We start from the raw sequence: 25,755 nt of genomic DNA, 5'->3' as shown, positions 1-25,755 counted from the left end.
TGTATGACCGTCATTTCAAATGAACCCACATCCAATGAATCCACCGAATCACCCGCCTCATCTGCGGAATCTTCCAAAAGCTTATGGACTAACCTCCGGTTTGTCCGCATGTTTATTGCATACTCGCTGGCTACGTTTGGAGATTGGTTCGATGCACTTGCCATCCAGGTGATGGTGGCCTACCGCTGGGGTGCTGATCCACTGATCATTGCACTTATTCCTGTATGTATGGCTGTCCCAGGCATACTGCTTGGCTCCTTTGCAGGTGCCCTGGCTGATCGACTGCACAAAGTAAAGATCATGATCCTGTGTGATGTGATCACCGTGGGATTAACCGTTGCTATTTTATTCGCACCAAGCCCGGCTTGGCTGCTTCCACTTCTTGCCCTGCGGGCCATGATGGGAGTGTTCCACGTTCCAGCTCAGCAGGCGTTAACCCGCCAGGTGGTGGCAGAGGAGCATCTGTTTCAGGCATCGTCCCTAAACGGTTTTGTGAGCCAGTGTTCGAAAGTGGCGGGACCACTTCTAGGTGCAGTCATTTTGGCCTTCTTTTCACCACAAATCTGTATTGTCATTAATGCTTGTACCCGATTATTGTCAGGTGCGGTATTATGGCCCTTGCGGCGTTTGATGGAGAAGTCGGAGTCCGTTGAATCAGACGGAAGTGCTGCAAGTGAAAAGGATGGATCGGAATCTTTGTTCTCCCAGTGGAAGCAAGGCTGGCGTTTTATACAGAGCAGTCGCACCGTGCTGAGTACGATTTTGTTCGGCTGTTTTGGACTCATGGCCATTCTTATGATTGATTATCAGTTTACGACTCTGTTTCGGGAGATCAAGCCAGGTAATGAATCACTGCTCGGATGGTTGGGGTCGTCGGCAGGAGCCGGGGCAGTCGTCATCATTTTGTTGTTAAATCGCTTGCCGAGAATTGGGTATGGGTGGGGACTGGGTGGAGGATATCTGTTCGTGGGTGCCGGAATTGCTGCGCTAGGGTGGATCGGCCCACAAACACCCGAAATTTGGGTCATTATCTGGGGCCTCTGCATTGGGCTGGGTAATGGGCTCTTTATGGTAACTCTGAATTATTTGCTGCAAAAGGAGACCCCCCCTGCCTATGTAGGGCGCGTCTTTGGCATTCAAAATTCACTATCCAGTGTTGTACTGGTTGTAGCTCCACTTGCAGGTGGAGCGCTCATTCGAGTTGCAGGGCCGAGCCCCACCTTTCAATATATCGGTCTCGCTACGCTGGTAATTGGTCTTGCCGGCATACTACTACAGCGCATTTTGTGGGAAGGGAAGCAGCCTCTCGTGTCTGAAGCAAAAGAGATCATTCCGCAGGAATCGGCCCGACAGCCTTGTCCGGACCATTTTTAATCATCCATCTACAATATAAAGAACAGCCGCTTTCGGCACTCATCCGAAGGCGGCTGTTTGCACGTGGCCTTTGTTATACATCGTTGAACGAATCACACTTCCCACCAAGCAAAATAAGCAGTGGAGGCCATCAGTCCACCAACCGAAAGTGATCCGCTGACAGAGAGGTTAATGGCTTGACCCGGAGGAACCACGTAACGGCCAAATTCATTGGACAGAAACGGCCCTGCTTGAAGGGGCATAGCCATCAATGGCGTCGCTCCTGAAGGTGTAGCAGCAGAGAAGCGTACCGTGGCTACGCTGGTATTGCTGCTGGAAAGATTGCTGTTTACCGATGTGAGTGTGGTGGGCGATGTCAGTGTTCCATTAGCGCTCAGACTCATGGAACCACTGAAGGAAGATAACAGATTGAGTGATACCGTGATTCCGCCGGAGAGTCGTGATACGTATAGGGTTTTCCCACTCCCCGCTGGATTGGCCAATTGTACGGTGGCGATCACCGTTCCTCCCAGCAACCCCAGTGTTGTGGAGTTGGTGGAACCTGCGTTGTACAGATTGCCTGTACTGCCAGCATTATTCTCTGGAGGTGCAACAATGCCGGGAGAAATATACGTGTTGGTGTTGGACGTATAGACGGGCTGGCTTAACGGATTGAATACATTATTATTTGGCACAGTGTGCACCTCCTTTTATCAGGATCAAACTCAGAATTCCCACCAGAACAGATTAATGGCTGCGGTCTGATTCCCCGTGCCTACGCTAATGGATAATGTTTGTCCCGGTGGAACAATAATGGAGCCATTCAGACCCAGTGAATACATTCCTGCAGTGAGCGGAATACTTGCAATGCTCGTGAAGGTTCCCCCCAGGGTACCTGTATTTTGTCTTGTGGTAACTACACTGGCGTTGGTATTTCCAAGTAACGTATTGACAGGCACTGGTGTGCTACCAGCAGTCACGGTTCCTCCTGAATAGATAACAAGAGTAGCTGCCGCTGTTGTGCCTCCTGTGAGGCTGGATATACGTATTGTTCGGCCGCTGCCGCCCGCATTCAGGATCTGTAGAAGAAGACTCTGGTTGGAAGGAATTAAGGTATTGTTGGTCGTCAGGGCAAAAAAACTGCCTGCAGCAGCTGCACCGCTGTCTGGTGACGCTTCAATGCCCGGGGCTGAGAAGGTATTGGTCAGTTGAGTAAACAGGGGACGATTAGATTGGTTGAATACATTATAGTTGGTCATCTCATCCACCTCCCATAGACCAGATTAACTTATAGAGGTTGTTCAAAAAGTCCGCTTTTGATTACGAAGGGTGCCTCTTGATTCGCATTTCATTGTACTTGCAGTGTATGTGAAAAGAAGCAAATGGATTGGGGACTGAGCCGTATATCTGGAAATAACGGCGGTTGCCGTGCCCGTATATCCAATCCGGGCATACGATGCGTAAGCACATTTTTTAAGGGGAAATCGAGATGAGTCGAACAGCGAAGCAAAGCAAGAAGAGAACGAAGCAACCAACTAAATATGTCAGTCGCCGTCGCTCCCGTCATTCCTGCCGCGCTAAATTGCTGAAACCCCCTTGTTCCCGGATTACTCGTCCCCGGTTCAAGCAGGGTGCTTCCTCACGTACGAAACTCCCTGGTGCTATTCATTGTTTTACAGAGCATACGTATGTCGGAGCCGAAACCAGTAGCAGCATGGATTCACTCCCGGCACAAGACACCTCATCACTCAGCATGTATACCTATGGCGTTGTGAATCGGGGCAAACATCCGGCTCTTGTACAGATCCAGATCAGCCCCAATGCCGTGGATTATGCTGTGGACAGCCAGGAGGTGGTCGCGGGAGGCCAGACCAAAGCGCTGGTACCATTGCGATTTTTGCACTATACCCGGCTTGCAATTCGATCCGTTGAACCGGATCAGCCGACCCGGCTCGATGTTTACTTTCAGGCGCAGCGTATGCCATAAGGGAGTATGATCTCACAGATTTGACCAGGGAGGAGGACGAGGCACATGCCTAACTTTACAACGTTTAATACGAATCCGGATAATCTGAGAACGTTGATTTTTGGCCAGGATAGTACAGGCACAGCCCAGCCTGTCAGAACGGATACAAGCGGGAACGTGGTTGGCATTATTTTGGACGGAACCATCAGTAACATCTCAGGTCTGACCACGGTTACAATTAACGCCGGAACCATTACCAACATTCTGAACGGAACGATCACGAGTGTACTTGGAGCGACGATCACGGCAGGTACGATCAACAGTGTGCTTGGAGCCACAGTAACAGCAGGTACATTGACGAATTTGCTGAATGGTACAATCACGAGTGTATTGGGAGCAACGATCACGGCGGGAACGATTACAAGTGTACTCGGGGCAACCGTAACAGCAGGAACGCTGACAAACTTGTTGAACGGTACAATCACGAGTGTGCTTGGGGCCACGGTGACCGCAGGAACGTTGACGAACTTACTGAATGGTACGATCACCAGTGTATTGGGAGCAACGATTACCGCCGGAACGATCACGAGTGTGCTCGGGGCCACGGTGACCGCAGGAACATTGACGAACTTGCTGAATGGTACGATCACCAGTGTATTGGGAGCAACGATTACCGCCGGAACGATCACGAGTGTGCTCGGGGCCACGGTGACCGCAGGAACATTGACGAACTTGCTGAATGGTACGATCACAAGTGTATTGGGAGCGACGATTACCGCCGGAACGATCACCAGTGTGCTCGGGGCCACGATTACAGCAGGTACCATCACAGGTATACTCGGAGCGACAATAACCGCAGGAACACTGACGAACCTGTTGAACGGAACCATTACCAGTGTACTCGGTGCAACGGTAACAGCGGGAACGTTGACGAACTTGCTGAATGGTACGATCACGAGTGTATTGGGAGCAACGATTACCGCAGGGACACTGACAAACTTATTGAACGGAACCATTACAAGCGTACTTGGCGCAACGGTAACTGCGGGGACGTTGACAAACCTGCTAAATGGTACAATCACCAGCGTGCTGGGTGCTACAATTACTGCGGGAACACTTAGCAGTGTGACGTCCATTTCACAGAAGAGTTTTCAGGAGTCCCAACTCATAAGCACCCCGACCGCAAACACCTTCACAGCGCTCCCAGCGGTTACGACCAGTGTATTTGGCACGTATTCTTTCTTTGTATATAACCGGGGGCCGGGTGTAAACCGGGTAGATGCTCTTGTTGAGATCAGCGCCAACGGAACGAACTGGTACACAGATGTGACGACGGTAACGGGCATTTTGTCCGGGTCAGTCGATGTATTGGTACCGCAGCGTTTTCTCAAATACACGCGTCTTTCCTACCGCTCCAGCCTAATCGGCGCACCAAGCACGATTGATGTGTTCTTCAATGGACAAGGCACATAACCCATTCATTTGTCATATAGGTACATGGAGTTCCTTTGGTGGACTTCATGTACTTTTTTGTATTGGAGGTGGTTGCATTTGAAGAACCGTTTACTTGGAATCCATATGATTGTGCAAAATGAAGAACATCACCTGCCCCGCTGTCTCGACAGCTTGAAGCATATCAGCATGGAATGTTTTATCACCGATACTGGCTCATCTGACCGTACACCCGAGATCGCTAGATTATACGGAACAACGGTGTTGCACGCCTGTTGGGAAGATGACTTTGCCCATGCACGAAATATCAGCCTGCCTCTGGCGAGCACGGAATGGGTCCTGTGTTTGGATGCGGATGAGTACGTTACGCAGGGATTGGAAGAACTGCTGAATTATTTACCTAAAGTCCATAAAAGCATTTCGAGATTACGTATTACCATAGAGAATCGATATGGTGAAGGGATAGAAGAGAACGTTATCTCTCAGCCAGTGAGATTATTCCGTGCTCATCAGGGATATCGATATAAGGGGCGTATTCATGAGCAATTGGTTCGTAGTAGCCCAAGCAGGCTTGGCCAGGATGAGGCTATTGATATGAATAAGAGCGAGACCTATACAGATGAACAAAGCCAATTGATCGAGACTGAACCGCTTGCTCCATTATGTCTGATTCATGATGGATATCTGGCTTCAACGATTGCGCAAGAGTATAAGCCAAGACGTAATTTGAAACTGATTGAGCGGGAACTCGCAGATGAACCTGCACAGCCTTTTCACCTGTACAATCTGGGAGTAACGTATTGCCAGCTTGGTCAGATCGAACAGGCAATTGAAGCGTTCCGTGAATCATTACACCTGACAGAGCTGCTCGCACCATATCGACCTACACTGGTTAGGGATTATGCAAAGACCCTTGTGGAATCGGAACATTACGACGAGGCGCATGCAATTCTGGCTGTGGAAAGACAGCGTTATCCATCCTATGCTGATCTGCACCTGTTGTATGGGGAGACGTTGGAGCTGCAAGGTTTGGAGGAGCGTGCATATCAATCGTATGCCCGAGCAACGGACTGCCGGGAGGGAACAGCACGTGTTGGACAGAGTGATGGCAGCATCGCGTTAGAAGCGTCATATGTAATGGAAGCGGGTTCTAACAGTTACAGAGCCTATACTGCGATGGCAAGACTTGCACAGAAACGGGGATTCTTTAAAGAGTCTGCACATCTGTATGGGCTGGCTCTGGATAGCATGTTCACATATGCTCCGGCATGGGCCGGGTTGGCAGATGTGCTGCAACAATCCGGTGAAACGGATGAGAACATAGCAGAAACATTACTTTCCAGATACAGAGGAATCGAGAAATCGGGTCACGGTGATTCGATATGTGGTGAAATGCCCCATTCATATGCAGTGACATATGAGGATCATCTGGTGAAGGTGATTTATGTTCTAACAGGCTGTGGAGCATATGAACAGGCATTGAAAATGCTGGATACAGATGCGTGTACTGCTCGTATCCATGTAGCGGATCGAATACATTGGATGTTGTGTGCGAATAGGATTTCCGAAGCACTGCAACTGGCAGAAGAACACTGGAGCGCAGGATGTGTAAATGAAGTCAATCTGCTGGCTGAGCACAGAATGGATTGGGCACTGGCTTGTTGGGCCAAGGGATTACGATTATCCGAGGCGTTCCTCGCAACTACGCTTCCACAAGAAAAGAACGTTTGGAAGGTCATGGATCGACTGCTGGATCAGCTATCGAAAGAGCCGCGAAGCATGGAACCTGCGTCACAAGAACAGAAGCTTATTCAATGGGGTCCGCAGGCAGAAATGGTAGCAGAGAAGGTTGTGCAGCAAGCCGTAAAGACAGGACAGCTCACACTTGCTGAGCAACTGCATGAGTTGCGGGCCATGATGATGTGTGATCATTGGGGAACGACGTTAACTCGAAGGCGAAAGTTTGCAAGTCTGCTGTATCGTCACGGGTATACCATGGTAGCCGCGAACATCCTGATTCAGTGCATGACCGAGAGTGAACTGGATGCCGAAGGGTTATTCTGGTTGGGTGAAACGCTGTATGCAAAAGGCCACAATGATCAAGCGCTGTCTCTGTTCGAGCAGGCTCTGGAGCGGGAGCCTGATATGTGGCAGGCCCGAGTTGGAGCAGCTGTATGTTACATGCGATTGGCAATGGAGGCGATTCGGCAGGAATTGGTTCGATCTCCTTCTTCAGGTGTACTCGCTGCACAACATAATGCACTGGAACAAAGGCTGCGAACGACCGATGGTATGCCGTGGCGTACGCTTTTCCATGCAAAGGAAAGGAGGAATCAGCTTGCGAGCGGAACGAATTTCCCTATGCATGATCGTGAAGGATGAGGAAGAGTTGCTGCCTCATTGTCTTGCCAGTGTCCAGGGAGCGGTGGACGAAATTATTGTGGTGGACACCGGTTCATCGGATCGCAGCGCGGAGATTGCGCAGCAATATGGCGCGTTGGTTGTGGGGTTTGAGTGGTGCGAAGATTTTGCCGCAGCACGGAATGCTGGCCTGGAGCGCGCTTCCGGCGACTGGATTCTCTTTCTTGATGCGGACGAGGCGCTCGATAGGGTTGCGCGGGAGCAGATCAGGAGCTGGACGTCGGTCAGCGGATGTGACGGATTGTTTTTAAACATTCATAACTATACAGGTACGGGTCAGCAGGGGGTCACCGTGAATCCGGTTTTGCGTCTCTTCCGTAATGCCCCGGAGCATCGGTTCGAAGGTCGGATTCATGAGCAGATTGCCGCGGCGATTTGCCGTAGGAACCCAGAGGCTGCTTTTCATGTGACGGACATGGTCATCCATCATTATGGGTATCAGACGGCGATTGTGGAGCGCAAAGATAAGGTGAACCGCAATGTCCGCCTGCTGCAACAGGCAGTGGAGGAAGAACCGGATCAGCCGTTCCATCACTATAATCTGGGTGTCGAGTATCTGCGTGTGGGGGAAGCAGAGCGGGCCTTGGAGACGTTTGGTGTGGCTCGGATGGGGATTAATCCTGCGGTGACCAGTTACGCGCATTTGCTGTTCAAATATGAAGTTCGTTGTCTCCAGCAGCTGAATCGCTGGCGGGAGGCATTGGATCGCATTGATGCTGCGCTTGAACTCTTTCCAGAGTACACGGATCTGATGCACCATCACGGGGTATGTGCAGAGGCATTGGGTGATGCAGATCGGGCAGAGTATTCGCTCCGTGAAGCTATTCGCATGGGTCCACCTCCCCCCATATACCATACGGAAGAAGGCATCGGCACCTATCAGACGTGGTATACGTTAGGGCGATTGCTGGAAGGAAGGGCAGATTTGGAGGGGGCGGTGGATGCTTACGTGGAAGCGGTACGTGCCAAATCGAGTCTGTTACCGCCGCTCTATCGGATATTCCGAATTATGCGAGTCTCCGGGCAGGAACATCAGATTCCAGAGCTGGTGAGGGAGCGTTTTGCACTCAGTTCGGAAGAGGCTACACACAAAGTATTGGGTATTCTGGAGCAATCTCGTTGTTATGATGCGGCTCTGCAATTGTTATCGGGTATATCCTCACAACCCTCCGCAGAGATGAGGGAGCGTTTATCTGTGGCGGAGTCGATGCTCCAAATCCAACAGGGAAGATGGAACAAGGCGCGTCTGAAATTGGAACCTATGCAGCGGAAAAAAGGGCTACTCGCGATCTCGTCTGCACGATGGCTCGAACGTTTGGAGTGGATCGAGGGGAAGAAAGCCAACGGAGATGATCCATTGACCTTGTGGTTGAAGCGTAGTTCTCAGGCTGGGGCAGTAACGAATAAGGAACCTGCTGTGCAGACAGGACGAATTGCTGGTCTGAGAGCGACAAAGAAGAAGGACACGGACTCCGGTATGGACGGAACGGTTGCAGGAGCAGAGTATGATGGCTGGCAGGCGCTCGGACTGATGATGGAAGGATGTGTACAGTCAGGGAGATGGAAAGAGCTGCATAGCCTAATTCAGATGTGTCGACAGCAATTGGCTGGAGAAGGATTATCGGTGCGACAGAGCGTTCGAATGGGAGAGAAGGAGAAAGAGATGGAAGGGAAAAAGGAAAACGGGAAGGTGAGTGACATTGATTCGTTCCCTGGGGCTTCGGATACCCTGACGGGAACAAGCTGGCTGGTGAAAGGATTGGTCAGTGCTGCGGACCATCATCTGGAGGTGTTCGCTCAGCATACAGATGGACAGCGGCACCGTTGTTGGCCTGTCGTTCAGCATATTCGGCTGGAGTTGCCGGGAGCGGACGGGTTTGAGAGCTGAGAGGGATCAGGCAGCGGGAGTTCAACTTAATTCAGCGGGCTAATTGGTGCGGCTGAACTCCTTTGGTGAGGGGTGGTGATGAATATGGGCATAGAGATTAGCTTGTGTATGATCGTGAAGGATGAAGCGGTGTCACTCCAGCGGTGCTTGAATGCAGTCAAGGATGTTGTGGATGAGATCATCGTTGTGGACACAGGTTCGATAGATGATACAACTGAAATTGCGCGTCTCCATGGTGCCGTTGTAATTCGTACGGAATGGAACGGAGATTTCAGTGAAGCCCGTAATCTGTCACTGGCCGCTGCTACGAAACCGTGGATTCTGGTGCTTGATGCGGATGAGGTATGGGTACAGACCCCTCAGATGAAGACAGAACTCATGCGGTTGTTAGCGGCAAGTAGGGATGACGTGTGGGGATACTGGATACAGGTCACAAGTTTGCTGGGTGTGTCCGGTGAAGAGCATGTGACGGATGCGGTATGTCGATTGTTCCGAAATGATCCCCGAATTGCCTTTCAGGGCAGGATTCATGAAGAGATTGCTTCTTCCATCATGGCACTGGCTCCGCAAGGTGTGCTTCATTCTGGACTTGAAGTCATTCATTACGGATATCTGGAGCAGGTGATTACCGACAAAAATAAAGGCGCACGGAACATGCAGTTGATTCGTTTCGCGTTGAATCAGGAGGGAGATCAACCGGAGTTGTTATATGCTCTGGCCGCCGAATGGTTTCAGCAAGCGAAGTATGATGAAGCACTCCGTTTGTTACAGCCATTATTGGCACAGCTTAAGCCGGAGTGTGGATATCACTCGGATCTGGTGCTGAAAACGGCTTACGCCTGGCGAGAGATTGGCAGCCCGGAACGGGCGCTTGCTGTAGTGGAAGCATGGGCGCCCCTGTATGAGGATTTTCCGGATTTGTTGGAGTTTGGTGCTGTACTTGAACTGGATCAAGGGAGAGAGGACGTGGCCATGAATTGGTTAAAACAGGCTAAATCAGCTGCTTCCACGGCCAGCAGGTATACATCAGTCTCTGGTGCTGGGACCTATCGCAGCCTGACACTGGAAGGCATGGCGCATGAGCGGACTGGCCGCTGGGCAGAGGCAGAAACCGCGTACACGGCGGCGCTGAGCATGCAACCCGGCAGCATGGCTGCATGGCAGCGGCTGTTGTTACTGGCCGCAGCCACAGGGCGGCCGCATGCCATCGCCAGCGTTGCCGCTCGGGTAAGCTTGCCACCTGCGGCATGGCAAGCGTTGATCCCGGCCGCGCTTGCCGCGCATCGGCCGGAGTGGCTGCTACGCCATGCGGCGGCGCTTGCTGGCCCGCTGCGGGCACAGCCGCTGGCCGCCGGGCTTGCGCTGGCCCAGCTGGGCGAGAACGCCGCGGCTCGGGCGGCTTTGCAGCCCTGGGCGGCGCATGCGCAGCACGGGCCAGAGGCGGCCCTGGCGCTGTGGGCGCTGGGCCACAAGCAGCCCGGCGGGCGCAACGCCCGAGCGGCGGCTCGCCAGCAGGCAGCGATGCCCGCCGCGGCCCACGCCGCCGAGGCGCTGCTGCTGCGCGGGGCCACGGCCCGCAGCAGCGGCCTGGCGTGCAGCCCGCCTCGCGGCGCAGCGCCAGGCGGCCCGACCGCGCCTGCGCCGGGCGGCGTGCTCGCGGCTTCGCAAGCGCTCGCCGGCGTAGGCGCCTGGGCCGCATGGCTGCGCCTGCTGCAAGCCCTGCCGCCTCGCGGCGCGCTGGCGTTGCTCGCAGCGCTTCCGCCTGCGGCACGCTGCGGGTTGCTGCGCGCACCCGCGAGCGTCCGCGAAGGGCTGCTTGCGCTATGCGGCACGCCTGACGGCGCGCAGCAGCCCCACACGGACGAAGTGCCCGCCCCGGAGCGCACCGCTCACGCAGTCCTCGCGGGCACGCTCGCGCTGCTCGCCGGGCGGCAGAACCTGGCGCGTGAATGGGCCGAATCGGCCCAACTCACTGCGCGGAAACCTGCCGCCACAGGTCGCCCGGCGACGACAATCCCGCCGGGCCTGCACACCCTGCTGTGCCTGACAGCACCCGGCGCAGCCTATGCCAAAGAGTACACCAACCAGTGCAACATGTTACTGGTACACCTATAATTTCCTTTAATCCTTAATCCTTAATCTTTAATCTTTAATCTTTAATCACTAATCTCTGATTGCTAGTCTCTAGTCCCCAACCTCCATCCCCACATATTCCCGAACTAGCCCATCCGATCGAAATTGCAAAAGCAACGGAGCTACCGGTAATCGGAGCATTTCCCGAACCGTGTATTGTTCCGTTGCTAATGGGTCGAGCTCTCAAGCCCTCAATTTTCCACTCTGCACTTAACTCTAAGTAACCCAATTTGTCTCAACCTTTGCATATCACCGCTCGAAAACAGCGGATCGGCGTGCCGTACATATCAGACCAGATGGCATCGTCTGGCTCTTTCACATTCAGCTTATCTTCAATGGTTAATCCGGTGACAGCCATGATTGTCTCCAGCAGATCAGGCCGCATCTCGGGCACATCGAAGGTAGCGATTAACTGTCCGTTTGGTTTAAGCACCCGAGCGAATTCACGAAACGCTCGCAGCATCGTGCCTGTATCCAGATGCTCCAGTACAGAGATACAGAACACCCGATCAAACTTACCCGACTCGTACGGAAGCTGGGCCAGATTGGCCTTTGCACGGTGCAATCGGGCGAGAGTTGATTCTGGCAGATCCTGAGCGGCTTGCTCGCCAAAATCAGAAACAATATCCAGTCTTATCGCCTCTTCAGACAAAATACGTTCATCCCAGTCGCAGGCGTGAACCTCGCGGCAGTGTTCGGCGAGCCAGAATTTGAATGGATGGGAGATGCCGCAGGCTGCATCAAGGACGACATCATCTGGACGTGCAAACCGCCGGGCCCATTCATATTCGTAGGGACGGCTCCACCATGCCGGATGCAGCGGGAAGACCAATGTGTCCGTTTTAGGGTCACTTTGCCGAATGTATCTTGATTCCATGAATTCCGTTGCCTTGGGCGTATCCATCATCCCCGAATTCCCTCCTTTAATCCTGTCTCTGCCAAAAAAGATTCCAACACCGTGCTCCACCGGCTCCGCCACCTGGCAAGATCATAGGACAGTGCAGTCTCGCGCGCATAGATTCCCAGTCGTTCTCGCTCGGCCCGATCCTGTACAAGACGTACCAGTGCAGCGGTTAGTTCCTGCTCACCAGGAGGTACCAGTAGCCCATTAAAACCATCCTGAATCAGATCATTCAATCCGCCAACATTGGAGGCAATTACCGGAAGTCCACAGCTCATCGCTTCCAGACAGGCATAGGAGGTGCCTTCCGAGAACACAGTTGGAATCACAGCGATATCTGCCTGATGGTAGGCCTCCCGAATATCCCGGAAATCATACGTGCGCTGGTTAATTCGCTCCGCATGTGGATGAGTACGATGCCAGTAACGAAAGACTCTCCCGACTGTACTGCCTTCAACCAGTTCCCCGGCAAATTCAACCTCCAGATCTGGAAAGGCTCCAAGTAGTTTATCCGCCGCCAACATCATTGGAATAATACCCCGCTCCATGCTGATGCGGCGTGGATAGATAATGCGAATTGGGCGGGGAGAGGTTATACGGGCATCCACAGTTTTCTTTTCAACCTGTCCCTGAATCGGACCATTAACCTGATACTCAGCATCTGCTTCTACTAGAATCTCCGTAGCCCAATCCTTTGAATTCCGGTGGTTATGAGCAAACCTATACGTTTCGCCATCTGCCTCGACTTCTTCCAGTTTCGATAACTGTAAATGGAAATCTACCGTTTCTTTCCCCTCTCGTTCTTGATCGCTATCTGTATCTCCACCTCCATCTCTGTTAGCCTTACCACTGTTCGCTCCAGCACCACTCGTTCCATCCTTGCCTTCTACAGCTTGCACTCCTGATATAACTGCACCAACATTTTCTTCATGACTCGCCAGATCATTCTTCCATGCGACAAGCCATTCGTCTTCCTGTTTCTGCTCGAAGGTCCGCGTTGGCGGGGCTGGTGTGAAATAGGATGTATCCACCGCATTGGGAATCAGGATAACCTGCCTTGGATCGGTATAGGTGCACGCAGCCCGGCAAAAGGTCTGGAAGTGAGAATCCACCGATACAATGCGCACGAGTCCATCCAGAGCCAGTTGAATATGTTCCGCGACTTGTTGTTTGGTCTCCAGTGGAAGTCCGGGACGATCCCAATTAATGCCGTGACAGATGCCAAGACTGCCGGGTTTGTAGGTGATGGGTTGCCACAGACAGCTGGCATAGATCACTGGGCCGCGCGCTGCTGCTGCCATCCGGTCAAAGGCTTCCGGTACATTATCCATGTCGTACGAATAACCAAATACGTCAATCTGCTCCGTCCGAGTCTGGAATGCTTCAAAATAAGAGAGCTGATGAACTTCGGGAATATGCCCGAGTCCTCGGATGACACTGCACAGATCCAGAATATATCGCTCCAGTCCACCACCAAATACACGACCGAATTCCCGGTTGTACCCGTCGGTGAAACTATGCGTCAGAATACTCACCACGCCCATCTCACGGTCCCTCCTTCCAGGGAATCAGCCGAGGTTCCGGATCGAGAATAGACTCGTAATGTGCAAGATTGCCCCACTCACCGCTAGGATCAATGCGCTTGTAACGCAAATATTTACGAACCCGGTCCTCCAGACTGCCTGCCCATCCGAGATGCTGAACCTTCAATTCCGTGCTGACCCCAGGCAATACCGTGCAGGACAAGGGAAGGCGGGGAACATGGTGATTCTGTTGTGGATAAAAATAAGGATATCCAGGCATATACCGTACAAGTGAAGCGGTATGCCGTTTGTGCAGAGACCAGAGATCATCTTCCCGGTAGTGGGTCCGGCCATCCCACATATCGTAGAATCGGAATGCAAACCAGTCCGCATACTCCTGATTAATCAGAGTGCGTATGGCTTTCTTGGCCTCTGAGCTGTACAGCTCATCCGCATCAACTGAGAGCAACCAGTCGGGACATGTTCCCGCAGCCGCTTGCCACAAAGTGTTACGAAGACGCCATTCCTCAGCGAACAGCGGTTTCTCCAGTACTTCCAGACGGACCACTTTAGGGTAGGCTTTACATATATCCGGTGTTCCGTCTGTGCTGGCATCGTCCACAATGACGATCTCATCCACGAACTCACTCAGATCATGCAATACTTCTTCAAGGTATCGGCCACGTTCATTGCGAACCTGGAGCATGGCGGTCAGCTTGTTGCCTTTGCTTTTGCGAACCCGACGAATGGAGAAAGGCTCTTTGAATACACTTGTTTCCTCTTGTGTTACAGCAGCATTCTGTTCTGCCTGACCTTGTGAATCATTCCAGTGATGCACTTGGCTTCGGATGTCCTGCGTTGGTTGTGCATGATCCGGGGTGTGATCTCCATGTTCCAATGCGTCTGTATGTGTTCGATCGACTGTTTCGGTTGGCGTGTAAGTGGTTTCGGTTCGGATATTCCTGTGCACCATTGGCCCATTCAACTGTTGTTTACGCTTCTTCGGGTCCAGCATCATGGCACCTCCCCAAGCAATTGCTGTACAGCATGATCCAACAGCTCCAGCTCCACAATCCGGGCCAGCGCATCTTCATCCTCCAGTGCTGTCTCAAGGAAATGTCGGACTGCCCCGTGTCGTTCCCCTCGCAGTGCCAGCGCACTACCGGATAATTGCTGATAATCCCGGCGACTGGCATCATCCTGAATATCGACTGCATGCACCAGAGCCAGTGCTTCTTCCACACGTCCAGTCTCCTGGTAGATGCGGAATTTCCAATGTCTCGCCGTTTCTCCGCCAAGTTCGTCCAGGATACGCAGGGCGTTTCCGTAATCATCGTTCATACGCAGTAGTTCCGCTCGTACAAGTTGATCTTCTCCCGCCTCAAACCAGCGACAGAGCTGTTCATAATGATGGCGTTCCTGTTCTTCGGCTGCACTAATTCCATACACCAGCAGGGCGTCCTCCAACTTGCCGGACCGGGCATGAATGGCAGACAGGAAGCGATAGTGGGAGACCACACAATCACTGCGACCGTTCAAGACCGCATGGGTAAAGGCCTCTTGCAGTGAATTGATAGCCCGAGAATCTTCAAGCAAGTACTCATAGGCTGCCAGCAAAAAGGATATCGTCTCGTGTGGGCCTGCTTTGGCCCGGAGCTGGCGGTAGAAGTCGGCACGTACACTGCATTGAAGCAGGGTGACGCTATCTGGAGTGCCTGACAGGATCTGCCGCAGCGCATGCAAGAAGAGCAGTTCGTAGTCCCGGAGAGGGACTTCGAGATCATCCTTTTGCATCGTACCCGCAGGTGCAGGGTCTTCTCCGCCCAGCCAGATGGCACGTACGCCTTGGAATAACAGCCTCATATAACGTGTTTCGGAGGATGTGCCGACCAGATCGGCGATGCCGACCAGTTTGGAAATACTGCTCTCCCATAGCGGAGATTCTGCTTCGTTTCCAGCAGGCTCAGGGAGCAGGGCAATACATAGCTCAGGCTCCAGCGAAGCCGTAGCTATTAGCCAGTAGGGATGGGCGACCACGGCTACGGTGCGAGGTTCCAGCAATAGCTGCTCAGCCTCAGGGAGGGAGATGACGGTAATGACCGGAGGTACATCTTCTGTTTGCGTCAGGCTGCTGACATAGTAGACCTCTCCCTCGATCGACAGCAGTGCAGCAATATCGGGATAGGGAAAGGATGACCAGCCTCCTTTGCGAGGGAAGAGAACATACCGGACAGGGGGCTGTGTTGTACTGGCCTTATCCAGGCTGGCTTCGGCGTCTTCACCTGGTAGTGGTGCAGGTTTTTCCATGAATAGTTCACCTCACCTTGACTGTAATATGGAGCGTCTTCACTCTGCATGTGCTTCATGCTTTCACTTCATATGTAAAGCCCTCACGGTACTTCGCATGATATGCCTGAGACTAACATATGGGCATTCCGTCCCAAACATGAGTATCTTCCATGAATAGATGCAGTTGGCAAGCTGTGATAATAGGCTGAATTTTATCTTTTGTGTGACCAGGATCACTTTTTTTTGCTCTAGAGACGAAGATTGTGATAATTCTCACATGTATAAAATAGGTAATCTGGCACAATACGTTCATCAACGTATTTGGCGGACAGACAGCGAAGGTGCAGCTTCAATGCCAAATACGCATACTGCGAAGTGAACAGAAAGAAGGGGTAACGGTATGGATCCGATTATGTTATCGCGTATCCAATATGCACTTACAACGATTTTCCATTTCTTTTTTGTCCCGCTATCCATCGGTCTTGTACTGTTGGTTGCAATCATGGAGACGTTGTACGTTGTTAAGGGTAAGGAGATCTACAAAACGATGGCCAAGTTCTGGGGCAAGCTGTTCCTGATTAACTTTGCCGTCGGGGTAGTCACAGGTATTTTGCAAGAGTTCCAGTTTGGTATGAACTGGTCCGAGTACTCCCGATTTGTCGGGGACGTATTCGGTGCGCCACTGGCTATTGAAGCGCTACTGGCGTTTTTTATGGAGTCTACTTTTATTGGATTGTGGATATTTGGATGGGATCGTTTGTCCAAAAAAGTGCATCTGGCCTGCATCTGGCTGGTGTTTGTCGGCACATTCCTGTCCGCGCTGTGGATTCTGGCAGCCAATTCATTTATGCAACATCCTGTTGGGTTTGAGATTAACAACGGTCGAGCCGAGATGAATGATTTTTTTGCACTCATCACAAATGGTCAGCTTCTCGTTGAGTTCCCACATACAGTCTTTGGGGCATTGATGACAGGGGCCTTCGTCGTAACCGGGATCAGTGCCTACAAATTGATGAAAAAGCAGGATGTGGAGATTTTCCGCAAATCGTTTAATATTGCGATCATTATCGCTCTTGTTTCTTCATTCGGCGTCGCATTCTCGGGTCACTTCCAGGCACAATATCTGGTGGAGACACAGCCGATGAAGATGGCAGCCAGTGAGGGCACATGGACAACGACAGAAGATCCGGCGCCATGGACGGTGGTCGCTTTTATTGACCCGGATAAACAGGAGAGTACGGGTGAGATCAAAATCCCTGGATTGCTCAGTTATCTGTCCTACAGCAAGTTCTCCGGTAGTGTCAAAGGTATGAAGGAGCTTCAAGCTGAGTATGAACAGACGTATGGACCGGGGGACTACATCCCGCCGGTACGGACAACATTCTGGAGTTTCCGCATTATGATCGCAGCGGGTGGTTTAATGATTGCATTGGCGCTATACGGTACGTTCCTAGCCATGCGTAAGAAGCTGGAGGTCGCTGGAAAGTGGTTTATGCGTCTGATGGTGTTCGCCATCTCCCTGCCGTTTATCGCCAATACGTCAGGTTGGATTATGACCGAGGTAGGAAGACAGCCATGGACAGTATTTGGCTATATGACAACCGAAGCCGGGGTCTCGCCGAACGTATCCGCAGGAACGATCCTGTTCTCGACCATCGCTTTTACCGCTGCGTATACGGTTCTCGGAATCGTGATGGTATACCTGTTCGTACGTGAGATCAAAGCAGGACCGTTTGCGGTCGAGAAGCCAGAAGATCACGATGAATCGGCCGATCCGTTCGGCGTGGATGGAGGTTATTCCGTTGTCACTAAGTGAGTTGTGGTTTTTGCTGATTGCCGTATTGTTTGTTGGTTTCTTCTTTTTGGAAGGTTTTGATTTTGGTGTGGGGATGTCTACAGGCATTATTGCCAAAACGGACCGTGAACGCCGGACCCTGATCAACTCGATTGGTCCGTTCTGGGATGGTAATGAAGTATGGCTTATTACGGCAGGGGGCGCGATGTTTGCCGCCTTCCCTCACTGGTATGCCACGTTGTTCAGTGGTTTTTACCTGCCACTTGTAGTGGTGTTACTCGCCTTGATTGGTCGCGGAGTTGCTTTCGAATTCCGCAGTAAAATGAAACAGCAGCGCTGGCGCAAAACATGGGACATCATCATTGTGGTCTCCAGTGCGCTTTTACCGTTCCTGTTCGGCGTGGTTTTTGCCACGCTGATGAAGGGTCTGCCCATTGATGGGGAGATGCAGTTGCGTGCAGGATTCCTCGATATTGTTAATCCGTACACCGTGATTGGTGGCTTGAGTGTAACCCTGCTGTGTCTGGTTCATGGATTGCTGTTTGCATCACTACGAACAGTAGGTGATCTCAGAGAGCGTGCCTTGAAGACAGCGCAAAAGTTGATGCTGCCGCTGGCTGCACTGCTCGCCGTTTACGCGTTAATGACGTATTTCATGACGGATGTGTTCGCCGTACGAGGCTGGGCTCTTTGGATCATGGTTGTACTTGGCGCAGTTTCGCTTGCACTTGCGGCATACTTTGTTCGTCAGAAGCGTGAAGGCTGGGCTTTTGGTATGACTGGGGCAGTGATTGCCATTGCCATTGCCTCGGTCTTTATCGGACTTTTCCCAAGAGTGATGGTGAGTTCCTTTGGGGCGGCATATGACCTGACTGTATACAACGCCGCATCCGGCGCTTATTCATTGAAAGTAATGACCATTGTAGCTTGCACATTGCTGCCGTTTGTTCTTGGCTATCAGATCTGGAGTTATTATATCTTCCGCAAACGTCTGAACGAGCAGCACCACCTGGAGTACTGATATGGGACGGGGGCTGATGAAGCTGCCGGGCATCCGGCCGGTACTTGCGCTGGCCTCAGCGCTGGTGCTGCTACAGGCGATGACGATCATTATGCAGGCTAAATGGCTAGCACAGGCCATAACGGCATTATTTGAAGGTTCATCCGTAACGGAGCAGTACCCTGTACTGCTGCTGTTCCTGGCTGCTTTTGCCGCCCGCTACGCCCTATCCTTCTGGTTACAACTCGTGACTTCACGATATGCGGAGAGGACAGGGACTGATCTGCGCAGACAGATGGTGGAGCAGTGGTTCAGGCTCGGGCCGCGTTATGCCAAGACAGAGGGCACAGGCCATCTGGTCACACTGGCACGTGAGGGAACAGCTCAATACAAGACGTATCTGGAACTATTTATTCCTCGCATGCTGGGCATAGGATTCACACCCATCGTCATTTTGCTGTATGTGTTCAAGCTGGATCTGATGTCCGGGGTTATTCTGATGCTGACACTCCCAATCCTGATCGTATTCATGATTCTGATTGGCCTCGCAGCTCAGCGTAAGATAGACGGACAATTCAGATCTTACAAAGCACTCGCTAACCATTTTGTCGATACCCTGCGGGGGCTGGAAACGCTAAAAACATTGGGACAGAGCAAAACACATGAAGGGTCCATTTTGCGGGTCAGTCAGCGGTATCGGAAAGCAACGATGTCTACGCTGCGCATGGCTTTTCTTTCTTCGTTTGCACTCGATTTCTTTACGATGTTGTCCGTTGCTTCCGTAGCGGTTGGTCTGGGATTACGTCTGACAGAAGGGCATATGCTACTTGGCCCTGCGCTGACGGTACTGATCTTGGCACCCGAATATTTCCTGCCTGTACGTATGCTCGGCGCTGATTATCATGCCACATTGGACGGTAAGGAAGCTGGAGCGGCTATCAACCAAGTGATTGAACGGGGGAAAGCTGCTGAACAGAAACAAAAAGAAGCCTATGCAAATGTTGTTGCGCATGCGGACATGGCAGAGGATGGGACGGGATCTGCATCATCGTTATCTTCGGGTAAAAGGAAAGCAGGCACTTCGACCATACGTGTCGTGTTGAATGATAAAATGGCTGCGGGGCATCTTGATTCTGCTTCTGTTTCTACTACTCCTGAGCTTGTTTCTTCCTCTTCCTCAGTGTTCTCTTGGAATGAGAGTAGCAGATTGGCTCTAACGGATGTACAGGTACGGCATGATGATGAAGGTCCTTATTCGCTAAAGGATGTCACATTTCAGATCACGGGTCTTGGCAAAATCGGTATTATTGGTGCCAGCGGAGCAGGCAAATCCACGTTGATTGACGTATTGGCTGGATTTCAGCTTCCTACTTCAGGCCAAGTATTAGCCAACGGACAGCCTGTGACACAGGATATGCTTGAATCCTGGCGAAGACAGACGGCAGCTATCCCGCAGCATCCGTATATCTTTAGTGGAAGCCTGGCCGATAACGTTCGTTTCTACATGCCGGAGGCATCGGATGCGGAAGTGGCGAAGGCCATTAGCGCAGCTGGATTAACCAAGCTACTGTCTTCATTATCCAGTGGGCTGCATGAGCTAATTGGGGCTGGAGGCAGACAGCTCAGTGGTGGGCAGGAGCAACGCGTGGCGCTGGCAAGGGCCTTGCTTAGTAAACGAAACATCCTGTTGCTTGATGAACCGACAGCACATCTGGATGTGGAAACAGAGTATGAACTGAAACAGACGATGCTGCCGCTGTTTGAAGGAAAACTTGTATTTTTGGCTACCCATCGTCTGCACTGGATGCCGCATATGGATCGAATTATTGTCATGGATGGCGGCACAGTGGCAGAGACGGGAACACATCAGGAATTGCTGGCACGACAAGGCGTATATTATCAGATGATTCAGGCCCAGATGGAGGCGATATAAAATGAAGTCCGGATATGAACATATGGAGACCGTCCGTAACGGAAAAGAAAAAAATAGCTGGATCGCTCCGTACGTGGCACAGTACCGCTGGAGATTCATTGCAGTCATTGCGCTGGGTACATGCGCTGCCTTGTGTGCGGTACTGCTGCTGTTCACCTCCGGATTTCTGATCTCCAAGTCTGCGCTGCATCCTGAAAATATTTTGATGGTGTATGTACCTATTGTTGGGGTACGTGCATTTGGGATATTCCGTGCCGTCTTTCGATATATTGAACGATTGGCAGGACATGATGCCGTACTGCGTGTGTTGGCTGATCAACGGGTGAAGTTATATCGCATTCTGGAGCCACAGGCCCTGTTCCTGCGCTCTCGTATGCAGACCGGAGATGTGCTTGGAGCACTCGCCGATGATGTGGAGCGGCTGCAGGATATTTATCTGCGTACAGTCTTCCCTGCGGTTACGGCGCTCGTGATGTACGGTGGGGCTGTGATTGCTTTTGGCAGTGTGGATCTTGGATTTGCGGTGTGGATGGGCTTGTATATGTTATTTCTCGTTGCCGTGTTACCTGCGATCTCGCTGAAAGTGACTTGGAAATGGCGTGTGCGGCTGAAAAAGGATAACAGCAGGTTGTATACCCGTCTGACTGACGGTGTGCTTGGACTGGGAGATTGGCTTGCAAGTGGACGAGCCGCGGAATTTGTTCAGCAGCAGGAAGAGGCGGAAGAACAGGTCGACGCGGTTCGTCGCAAGTTGCGGCGTTGGACACGCTGGCGTGATCTGATGGCCCAGTGTGTCATTGGCCTAATGGTATTATCGGTTACGTTATGGGCTGAAAACGCCGCTTCTGTCGGGCAATTACCTGCCGTAATGATTGCTGCTTTTGTGCTGGTGTTATTTCCGCTCACGGAAACGCTTCTGCCCGTAGGGGATGCGGTGGAGCATCTTCCGAGATACCGGGAATCACTGGACCGCTTGAAACAGCTGGAAGGGAAAGAGCATCTTTCGTGGAAGAATGGAGCGGACGATGTTGACGGGACGGGCGAATCAATCTCTGTAGTAAAAAGCAGAAAAACAATGGCCGGTCAGCCATCTGAGTCCGTGCCAGCTGCGAATGATACCCCGGACAGACGAATTCGTCTTCGCATTCCACCCAAACTCAGAGCAGACATCGAGATTAATCGCGTAAGTTACCGTTATGCAGCGGATGATTCCTACGCCGTACAGGATGTATCCCTTCATCTGCCACAAGGCAAACGATTAGCTATTCTTGGACGAAGCGGCGGCGGCAAATCGACATTGTTGAAGCTGATTCAGGGGGCATTAATTCCGTCTGCGGGGAAAGTTCTGATCAATAATATGTCTGTGCAGACCTTGGGTGAGAGTGTCACTGATGTTGTCGCGGTGCTGAATCAGAGTCCTCACCTGTTCGACACCACGGTAGCCAATAATTTGCGGATTGGTCGTCCACATGCAACGAATGAGGAGATTCGTCAGGTGGCCGCGCAAGTAGGGTTATCCGGTCTGATCGAATCTTTGCCGCAGGGATATGATACGCCAATGCTGGAGACGGGCCTGCGTTTCTCCGGTGGGGAAAGGCAACGGATCGCTCTGGCCCGGGTACTGCTTCGGGAGACACCTGTTATTATATTGGATGAACCAACCGTAGGGCTTGATCCGGTGACGGAACGCGAACTGATGCGCACCATTCTGGACAGCTTGCAAGGCAAAACGATGATCTGGGTCACCCATCACCTGATTGGTGCTGAACAGATGGATGAACTTATTTTTATGGAAAATGGACAGATTGCCATGCAGGGTTCTCACGAACAATTGCTGGCTGGGGAAGAGCGATACCGCCGTCTCATTGAACTTGATCGACCCGGATGGTCTGACTTGCAGACAGTAGAGGACAAGCTGCCTACTGCCGCTTCCAGATAGCAGGAACTTTCTCGGCAAATGGAAGCGAATAGCGTGTCTCAGGTTCATTAAAACAAAATAACACAAACAAGGGATGTCCCCTGTCATATTCATGACTTATGGGACATCCCCTTTTTGCTTCTTGGTGTGGAGTTTTATGAAAAATCGCTATGTCTATGATGTGAATTGATCTGCAGCAGCCAGTCCCAAAGACTTAACGCTTAGATTTCCTGTGCCAGCAGCATGGCTGTGCCACAGGATTGACGTACAACCAGTTCCGGCTCTACTTTAATGCAACGATTATCCATTTGTTTGTTCATCAGATCAAACAGAATCATGGCAGCAAGGCGTCCAATTTTATCCGTATCCTGCTTGACGGTTGTGAGCGGTGGATCGGTATAACGACAGGCTTCGATGTCGTCACAACCTGCCACAGCTATATCTTCTGGAATGCGTAACCCCACTTCCTTAAAGGCACGAATAGCTCCAAAGGCAAGTAGATCTGTGGCTGCAAACACGGCACGTGGCAGAGTCTTGCAGGCGAGCATTTTCTTGGCCGCTTCGTATCCATCCGCTGCGGCATAATCTTTGCTGTATACAACCCACTCGGACTTTTCATCAAGACTAAACTGATTTAGTGAACGTTTGAAAGCCATCTCTCTCTGTTGCATCACAAGAGAGGCGCGCTCCAGCCCGATAAAACCAACATCTCGATAACCGTTCATATAAAATTGTTCTACAACTTTGGTTGAGATCTTATCGTTATCGGACATGATGTAACAGGAGCTTTGTCCTGTTAGCTCGATATCTATTCCGATACAAGGAATCGGGCTGGCATCCAGGTCGAATATGCTGCTCTCGACCTCATCCCCCGCAATAATAATACAGCCATCCACTTGAAAATACTTGGATCTCGCCAAGTAGTCCTCACCCTGATCCAGAAACTTCTCATTCGAGAAGAAGAGTAGATCGTATCCAAGCAAGCCAATTTGTTTCTTAAACGCATTGATAACCTGTACGAAGAAAGGGTGGCTGAAATCCACGTTCAGCTTCCCTGCAAACACAACACCAACGAGGCTGGATTTTTTGGTTGCCAGTGTTTTGGCTGAAGAAGATGGACGATAGCCTGTCTCTTCCATAATTTTAAGCACGCGCTGGCGCGTTTCCTCGCTAATATCTGGATAGTTATTGATAATCTTGGACACCGTGGCTACAGACACGCCGGCTAAACTCGCTATCGTTTTGATATTCATAAACATCCCTCGGATTCCTAAACTGGTTTCGTAAACTGGGGCTGTATCGGTTTTTTCGCTTTCTTGCAAGTATTCTATGCTACATAGACCGGAGAGTCAACAGCAGAGAGAGGGTTTCACACTTGAAATGATATGCATCCATAGGTTTGAAGTGATCAAGGAGGTTTGTCGCGAAAATAAGGACGAATTTTAGCTCGTAATCTTAATTATTTTACAGATTTTGAGTCCATTTAAAGGAATGCCGGGTTGTCTGGGGCTTAAATGAAATTATGTCATGTGCTGTGTTTCGTAAATTTCGTGACTATCGTAAAGGGTACCTTGATTTCAACGTATACAGCAATAAATAAAGCTTTTATCAAGCGTGTTAAAGCATGGAAATCAAAAAAACAAAATGACTATTTACAAAATAAAGATCTGAAGTCATAATAAGGGTGGAATTAACGAAACTGATTTCGTAGATTTAATTCAAAAATTTGGGGGACAACGAAAATGAAGAAAATGACTTTAACCATTGTACTTGTAACCGCTTTATTATGTGTGCTCGCCGCTTGTAGTAACAGCTCTTCGGAATCAGAAGGAACTCAGGCTACAGACAGCAGCAAAAAAGTTACCTTGAAGATCATTCACTGGCAGCAAGAGAATATTAACAACTACATTAAAGAGTTTAATACGAAATTTGAAGCGAAATATCCGGACGTAAAGGTGGAATATACTACGGTTCCGGCAGACGCGACATACGATCAGTTGATGCAAACACGGATGAACGCCGGAAGTAATGGGGACGTAGATATCATTCCACTCAAATCAAGCTTTGTAGGCGCTCCGCAGGAATGGTCCAGTGGTGCTGCTGATCCGATGTGGAAGCAATGGATCGATGCCGGGTTAATCAGTGATCTGTCTGATCAATCTTTTATCAAAAACTACAATGAAGCGGATGTACAGAACGCAATGACGTATAACGATAAGGTGTACGGTGTAAACATGGGCAAGGTGGCATTCACAGGACTGTTCTACAATAAGGAACTCTTCGCAAAATATAATCTGGAAATCCCTACAACCTGGGATGAATTGCAACATGTTATCAAAGTGTTCAAAGACAATGGTGTCGAAGCGCTGGGTCTGGCGGGTAAAGATGTATGGCCAATAGGTCTTGCGGTGCAAGGGCTTCAGGCCTCTATTCATGAAGATCAGCTTGCTTATATCAAAGGTCTATGGACTGGTGAAACCAAGCTGACGGATCCGGTTCAACTTGAAGTCTTGCAGAAATCTCAGGATCTGATGAACAATGCAATGCCTGGTTTCATGGGTATTGACTACGGAACATTGCCCAGTTTGTTCGCTACAGGCAAGGTGGCTATGATTGCTGACGGCACTTGGGATGCAACAACAATTCAAACGGCCAACCCTGATCTGAAGTTTGGATATTTCCCAATTCCAGGTAGCAATGATGCAGCCAAGAACAAAAATCTGGCGGGTAAATACGATATGACCTGGATGGTGGTGGATAACTCACCGAACAAGGATTACGCAATGAAATGGCTTGATATGTTATCGGAGAAAGAGAACTACACGGAATTTGTGAATGCAGCCGGCTTCCTGCCTACACAGCCTGATGTGGAGATGACAAGTGAGTTTATCCAAGGCATTCAGCCTTACCTGGAGGACTTTAAACTTTCTTGGGATCAGTTGTTCATTAACCGTCAGAATGTAGGACAGTACATTTCGGAGGCCAGCGTTCACGCAGAGATGCTCAAGCCAGCCGGACCGATTGCAACACCGGAAGAGCTTGCGGGTAAATCCCAAGCGGACTGGGATGCTGCTGCTCCAAAGTAATTCATAATCATTCATATTCATGGCACAAGTTGGCCGCATGCGCCGGAATAGCGCTCGGGTCTGAGCCTTCAGGCCAGACAAGGCTGTTATTCCGGTT

Annotated in this window: 18 protein-coding genes; 11 read left to right on the top strand and 7 right to left on the bottom strand. The window is 51.0% G+C overall.

Translation table 11 applies throughout. The features are described 5' to 3' along the window. The first annotated feature begins 3 nt into the window (after positions 1–3). Positions 4–1,374, top strand: a complete 1,371-nt coding sequence (locus MHH92_RS28660) for an MFS transporter (protein WP_340907407.1) — start codon at positions 4–6, stop codon at positions 1,372–1,374. 92 nt (positions 1,375–1,466) lie between these two features. Here MHH92_RS28660 and MHH92_RS28655 read toward each other — a convergent pair whose 3' ends face one another. Continuing rightward, a complete protein-coding gene (locus MHH92_RS28655; RefSeq protein ID WP_036671589.1) occupies positions 1,467–2,048 on the bottom strand; it encodes a hypothetical protein in 582 nt (193 codons plus the stop codon). Positions 2,049–2,078: 30 nt separating this feature from the next. After that, the gene (locus tag MHH92_RS28650; RefSeq protein ID WP_340907406.1) at positions 2,079–2,612 is read right to left on the bottom strand and encodes a hypothetical protein; all 534 of its coding nucleotides are present in this window, start codon (positions 2,610–2,612) and stop codon (positions 2,079–2,081) included. Between the two features lie 230 nt (positions 2,613–2,842). Between MHH92_RS28650 and MHH92_RS28645 the strand changes: the two genes are divergently transcribed. The 5 genes from MHH92_RS28645 (at position 2,843) to MHH92_RS28625 (ending at position 11,195) form a co-directional block, all read left to right on the top strand. Then, positions 2,843–3,340: a DUF6385 domain-containing protein gene (locus MHH92_RS28645; protein WP_091012617.1), complete on the top strand. Its 498-nt coding sequence runs from the start codon at positions 2,843–2,845 to the stop codon at positions 3,338–3,340. Between the two features lie 45 nt (positions 3,341–3,385). After that, positions 3,386–4,792, top strand: coding sequence for a DUF6385 domain-containing protein (locus tag MHH92_RS28640; RefSeq protein WP_235200712.1), 1,407 nt, complete (start codon positions 3,386–3,388; stop codon positions 4,790–4,792). 78 nt (positions 4,793–4,870) lie between these two features. Next, complete coding sequence (locus tag MHH92_RS28635) at positions 4,871–7,153, top strand: glycosyltransferase (protein WP_340907405.1); 2,283 nt, start codon at positions 4,871–4,873, stop codon at positions 7,151–7,153. Continuing rightward, positions 7,110–9,080, top strand: a complete 1,971-nt coding sequence (locus MHH92_RS28630; protein ID WP_340907403.1) for a tetratricopeptide repeat-containing glycosyltransferase family 2 protein — start codon at positions 7,110–7,112, stop codon at positions 9,078–9,080. The genes MHH92_RS28635 and MHH92_RS28630 overlap by 44 nt, the downstream gene beginning before the upstream one ends. 84 nt (positions 9,081–9,164) lie before the next feature. After that, on the top strand, positions 9,165–11,195 hold the full coding sequence (locus MHH92_RS28625) for a glycosyltransferase family 2 protein (RefSeq protein WP_340907402.1): 2,031 nt from the start codon (positions 9,165–9,167) through the stop codon (positions 11,193–11,195). 253 nt (positions 11,196–11,448) lie between these two features. Here MHH92_RS28625 and MHH92_RS28620 read toward each other — a convergent pair whose 3' ends face one another. From MHH92_RS28620 to MHH92_RS28605, 4 genes are read right to left on the bottom strand one after another with little or no spacing between them, the layout of a single operon-like run. Beyond that, positions 11,449–12,120, bottom strand: a complete 672-nt coding sequence (locus tag MHH92_RS28620; RefSeq protein WP_076251798.1) for a class I SAM-dependent methyltransferase — start codon at positions 12,118–12,120, stop codon at positions 11,449–11,451. Further along, positions 12,117–13,658 (bottom strand): glycosyltransferase family 4 protein, encoded by a 1,542-nt coding sequence (locus tag MHH92_RS28615; protein WP_340907401.1) that lies wholly within the window; start codon positions 13,656–13,658, stop codon positions 12,117–12,119. Before MHH92_RS28615 ends, MHH92_RS28620 begins: the two co-directional genes overlap by 4 nt. A 1-nt stretch (position 13,659) precedes the next feature. Further along, entirely contained in the window at positions 13,660–14,655 is a 996-nt protein-coding gene (locus MHH92_RS28610; protein ID WP_340907400.1) for a glycosyltransferase, read from the bottom strand. Next, positions 14,652–15,944 (bottom strand): tetratricopeptide repeat protein, encoded by a 1,293-nt coding sequence (locus tag MHH92_RS28605; RefSeq protein ID WP_340907399.1) that lies wholly within the window; start codon positions 15,942–15,944, stop codon positions 14,652–14,654. The genes MHH92_RS28610 and MHH92_RS28605 overlap by 4 nt, the downstream gene beginning before the upstream one ends. A 382-nt stretch (positions 15,945–16,326) precedes the next feature. Between MHH92_RS28605 and MHH92_RS28600 the strand changes: the two genes are divergently transcribed. From MHH92_RS28600 to cydC, 4 genes are read left to right on the top strand one after another with little or no spacing between them, the layout of a single operon-like run. Beyond that, positions 16,327–17,742, top strand: coding sequence for a cytochrome ubiquinol oxidase subunit I (locus MHH92_RS28600; RefSeq protein ID WP_282319970.1), 1,416 nt, complete (start codon positions 16,327–16,329; stop codon positions 17,740–17,742). After that, positions 17,687–18,742 carry a cytochrome d ubiquinol oxidase subunit II gene (gene cydB / locus MHH92_RS28595; RefSeq protein WP_340018706.1) on the top strand — a complete coding sequence of 352 codons (1,056 nt, stop codon included), beginning with the start codon at positions 17,687–17,689 and terminating at the stop codon, positions 18,740–18,742. Before MHH92_RS28600 ends, cydB begins: the two co-directional genes overlap by 56 nt. 1 nt (position 18,743) lies before the next feature. Further along, positions 18,744–20,654 carry a thiol reductant ABC exporter subunit CydD gene (gene cydD / locus MHH92_RS28590; protein ID WP_340907398.1) on the top strand — a complete coding sequence of 637 codons (1,911 nt, stop codon included), beginning with the start codon at positions 18,744–18,746 and terminating at the stop codon, positions 20,652–20,654. Position 20,655: 1 nt separating this feature from the next. Next, complete coding sequence (gene cydC / locus MHH92_RS28585) at positions 20,656–22,593, top strand: thiol reductant ABC exporter subunit CydC (RefSeq protein ID WP_340907397.1); 1,938 nt, start codon at positions 20,656–20,658, stop codon at positions 22,591–22,593. A 200-nt stretch (positions 22,594–22,793) separates the two neighbouring features. Here the strand turns inward: cydC and MHH92_RS28580 are convergent, their stop codons facing one another. Further along, the gene (locus MHH92_RS28580; RefSeq protein WP_076320341.1) at positions 22,794–23,825 is read right to left on the bottom strand and encodes a LacI family DNA-binding transcriptional regulator; all 1,032 of its coding nucleotides are present in this window, start codon (positions 23,823–23,825) and stop codon (positions 22,794–22,796) included. A 489-nt stretch (positions 23,826–24,314) separates the two neighbouring features. Between MHH92_RS28580 and MHH92_RS28575 the strand changes: the two genes are divergently transcribed. Beyond that, positions 24,315–25,658, top strand: coding sequence for an ABC transporter substrate-binding protein (locus MHH92_RS28575; RefSeq protein ID WP_076320328.1), 1,344 nt, complete (start codon positions 24,315–24,317; stop codon positions 25,656–25,658). Positions 25,659–25,755 lie beyond the last annotated feature (97 nt).

The sequence above is a fragment of the Paenibacillus sp. FSL M7-1414 genome (assembly GCF_038003195.1).
Lineage (GTDB): Bacteria > Bacillota > Bacilli > Paenibacillales > Paenibacillaceae > Paenibacillus > Paenibacillus amylolyticus.
Note: the sequence above shows the minus strand (reverse complement) of the source record. Positions and strands in the feature narration are given on the sequence as shown.

Coding starts and splice junctions, on each gene's coding strand:
- MHH92_RS28615 (WP_340907401.1), bottom strand. CDS start 13,658: ATGGGCGTGGTGAGTATTCTGACGCATAGTTTCACCGACGGGTACAAC.
- MHH92_RS28580 (WP_076320341.1), bottom strand. CDS start 23,825: ATGAATATCAAAACGATAGCGAGTTTAGCCGGCGTGTCTGTAGCCACG.
- cydB (WP_340018706.1), top strand. CDS start 17,687: ATGAATCGGCCGATCCGTTCGGCGTGGATGGAGGTTATTCCGTTGTCA.
- MHH92_RS28610 (WP_340907400.1), bottom strand. CDS start 14,655: ATGATGCTGGACCCGAAGAAGCGTAAACAACAGTTGAATGGGCCAATG.
- MHH92_RS28625 (WP_340907402.1), top strand. CDS start 9,165: ATGGGCATAGAGATTAGCTTGTGTATGATCGTGAAGGATGAAGCGGTG.
- MHH92_RS28645 (WP_091012617.1), top strand. CDS start 2,843: ATGAGTCGAACAGCGAAGCAAAGCAAGAAGAGAACGAAGCAACCAACT.
- MHH92_RS28650 (WP_340907406.1), bottom strand. CDS start 2,612: ATGACCAACTATAATGTATTCAACCAATCTAATCGTCCCCTGTTTACT.
- cydC (WP_340907397.1), top strand. CDS start 20,656: ATGAAGTCCGGATATGAACATATGGAGACCGTCCGTAACGGAAAAGAA.
- MHH92_RS28575 (WP_076320328.1), top strand. CDS start 24,315: ATGAAGAAAATGACTTTAACCATTGTACTTGTAACCGCTTTATTATGT.
- MHH92_RS28605 (WP_340907399.1), bottom strand. CDS start 15,944: ATGGAAAAACCTGCACCACTACCAGGTGAAGACGCCGAAGCCAGCCTG.
- cydD (WP_340907398.1), top strand. CDS start 18,744: ATGGGACGGGGGCTGATGAAGCTGCCGGGCATCCGGCCGGTACTTGCG.
- MHH92_RS28620 (WP_076251798.1), bottom strand. CDS start 12,120: ATGATGGATACGCCCAAGGCAACGGAATTCATGGAATCAAGATACATT.
- MHH92_RS28640 (WP_235200712.1), top strand. CDS start 3,386: ATGCCTAACTTTACAACGTTTAATACGAATCCGGATAATCTGAGAACG.
- MHH92_RS28600 (WP_282319970.1), top strand. CDS start 16,327: ATGGATCCGATTATGTTATCGCGTATCCAATATGCACTTACAACGATT.
- MHH92_RS28660 (WP_340907407.1), top strand. CDS start 4: ATGACCGTCATTTCAAATGAACCCACATCCAATGAATCCACCGAATCA.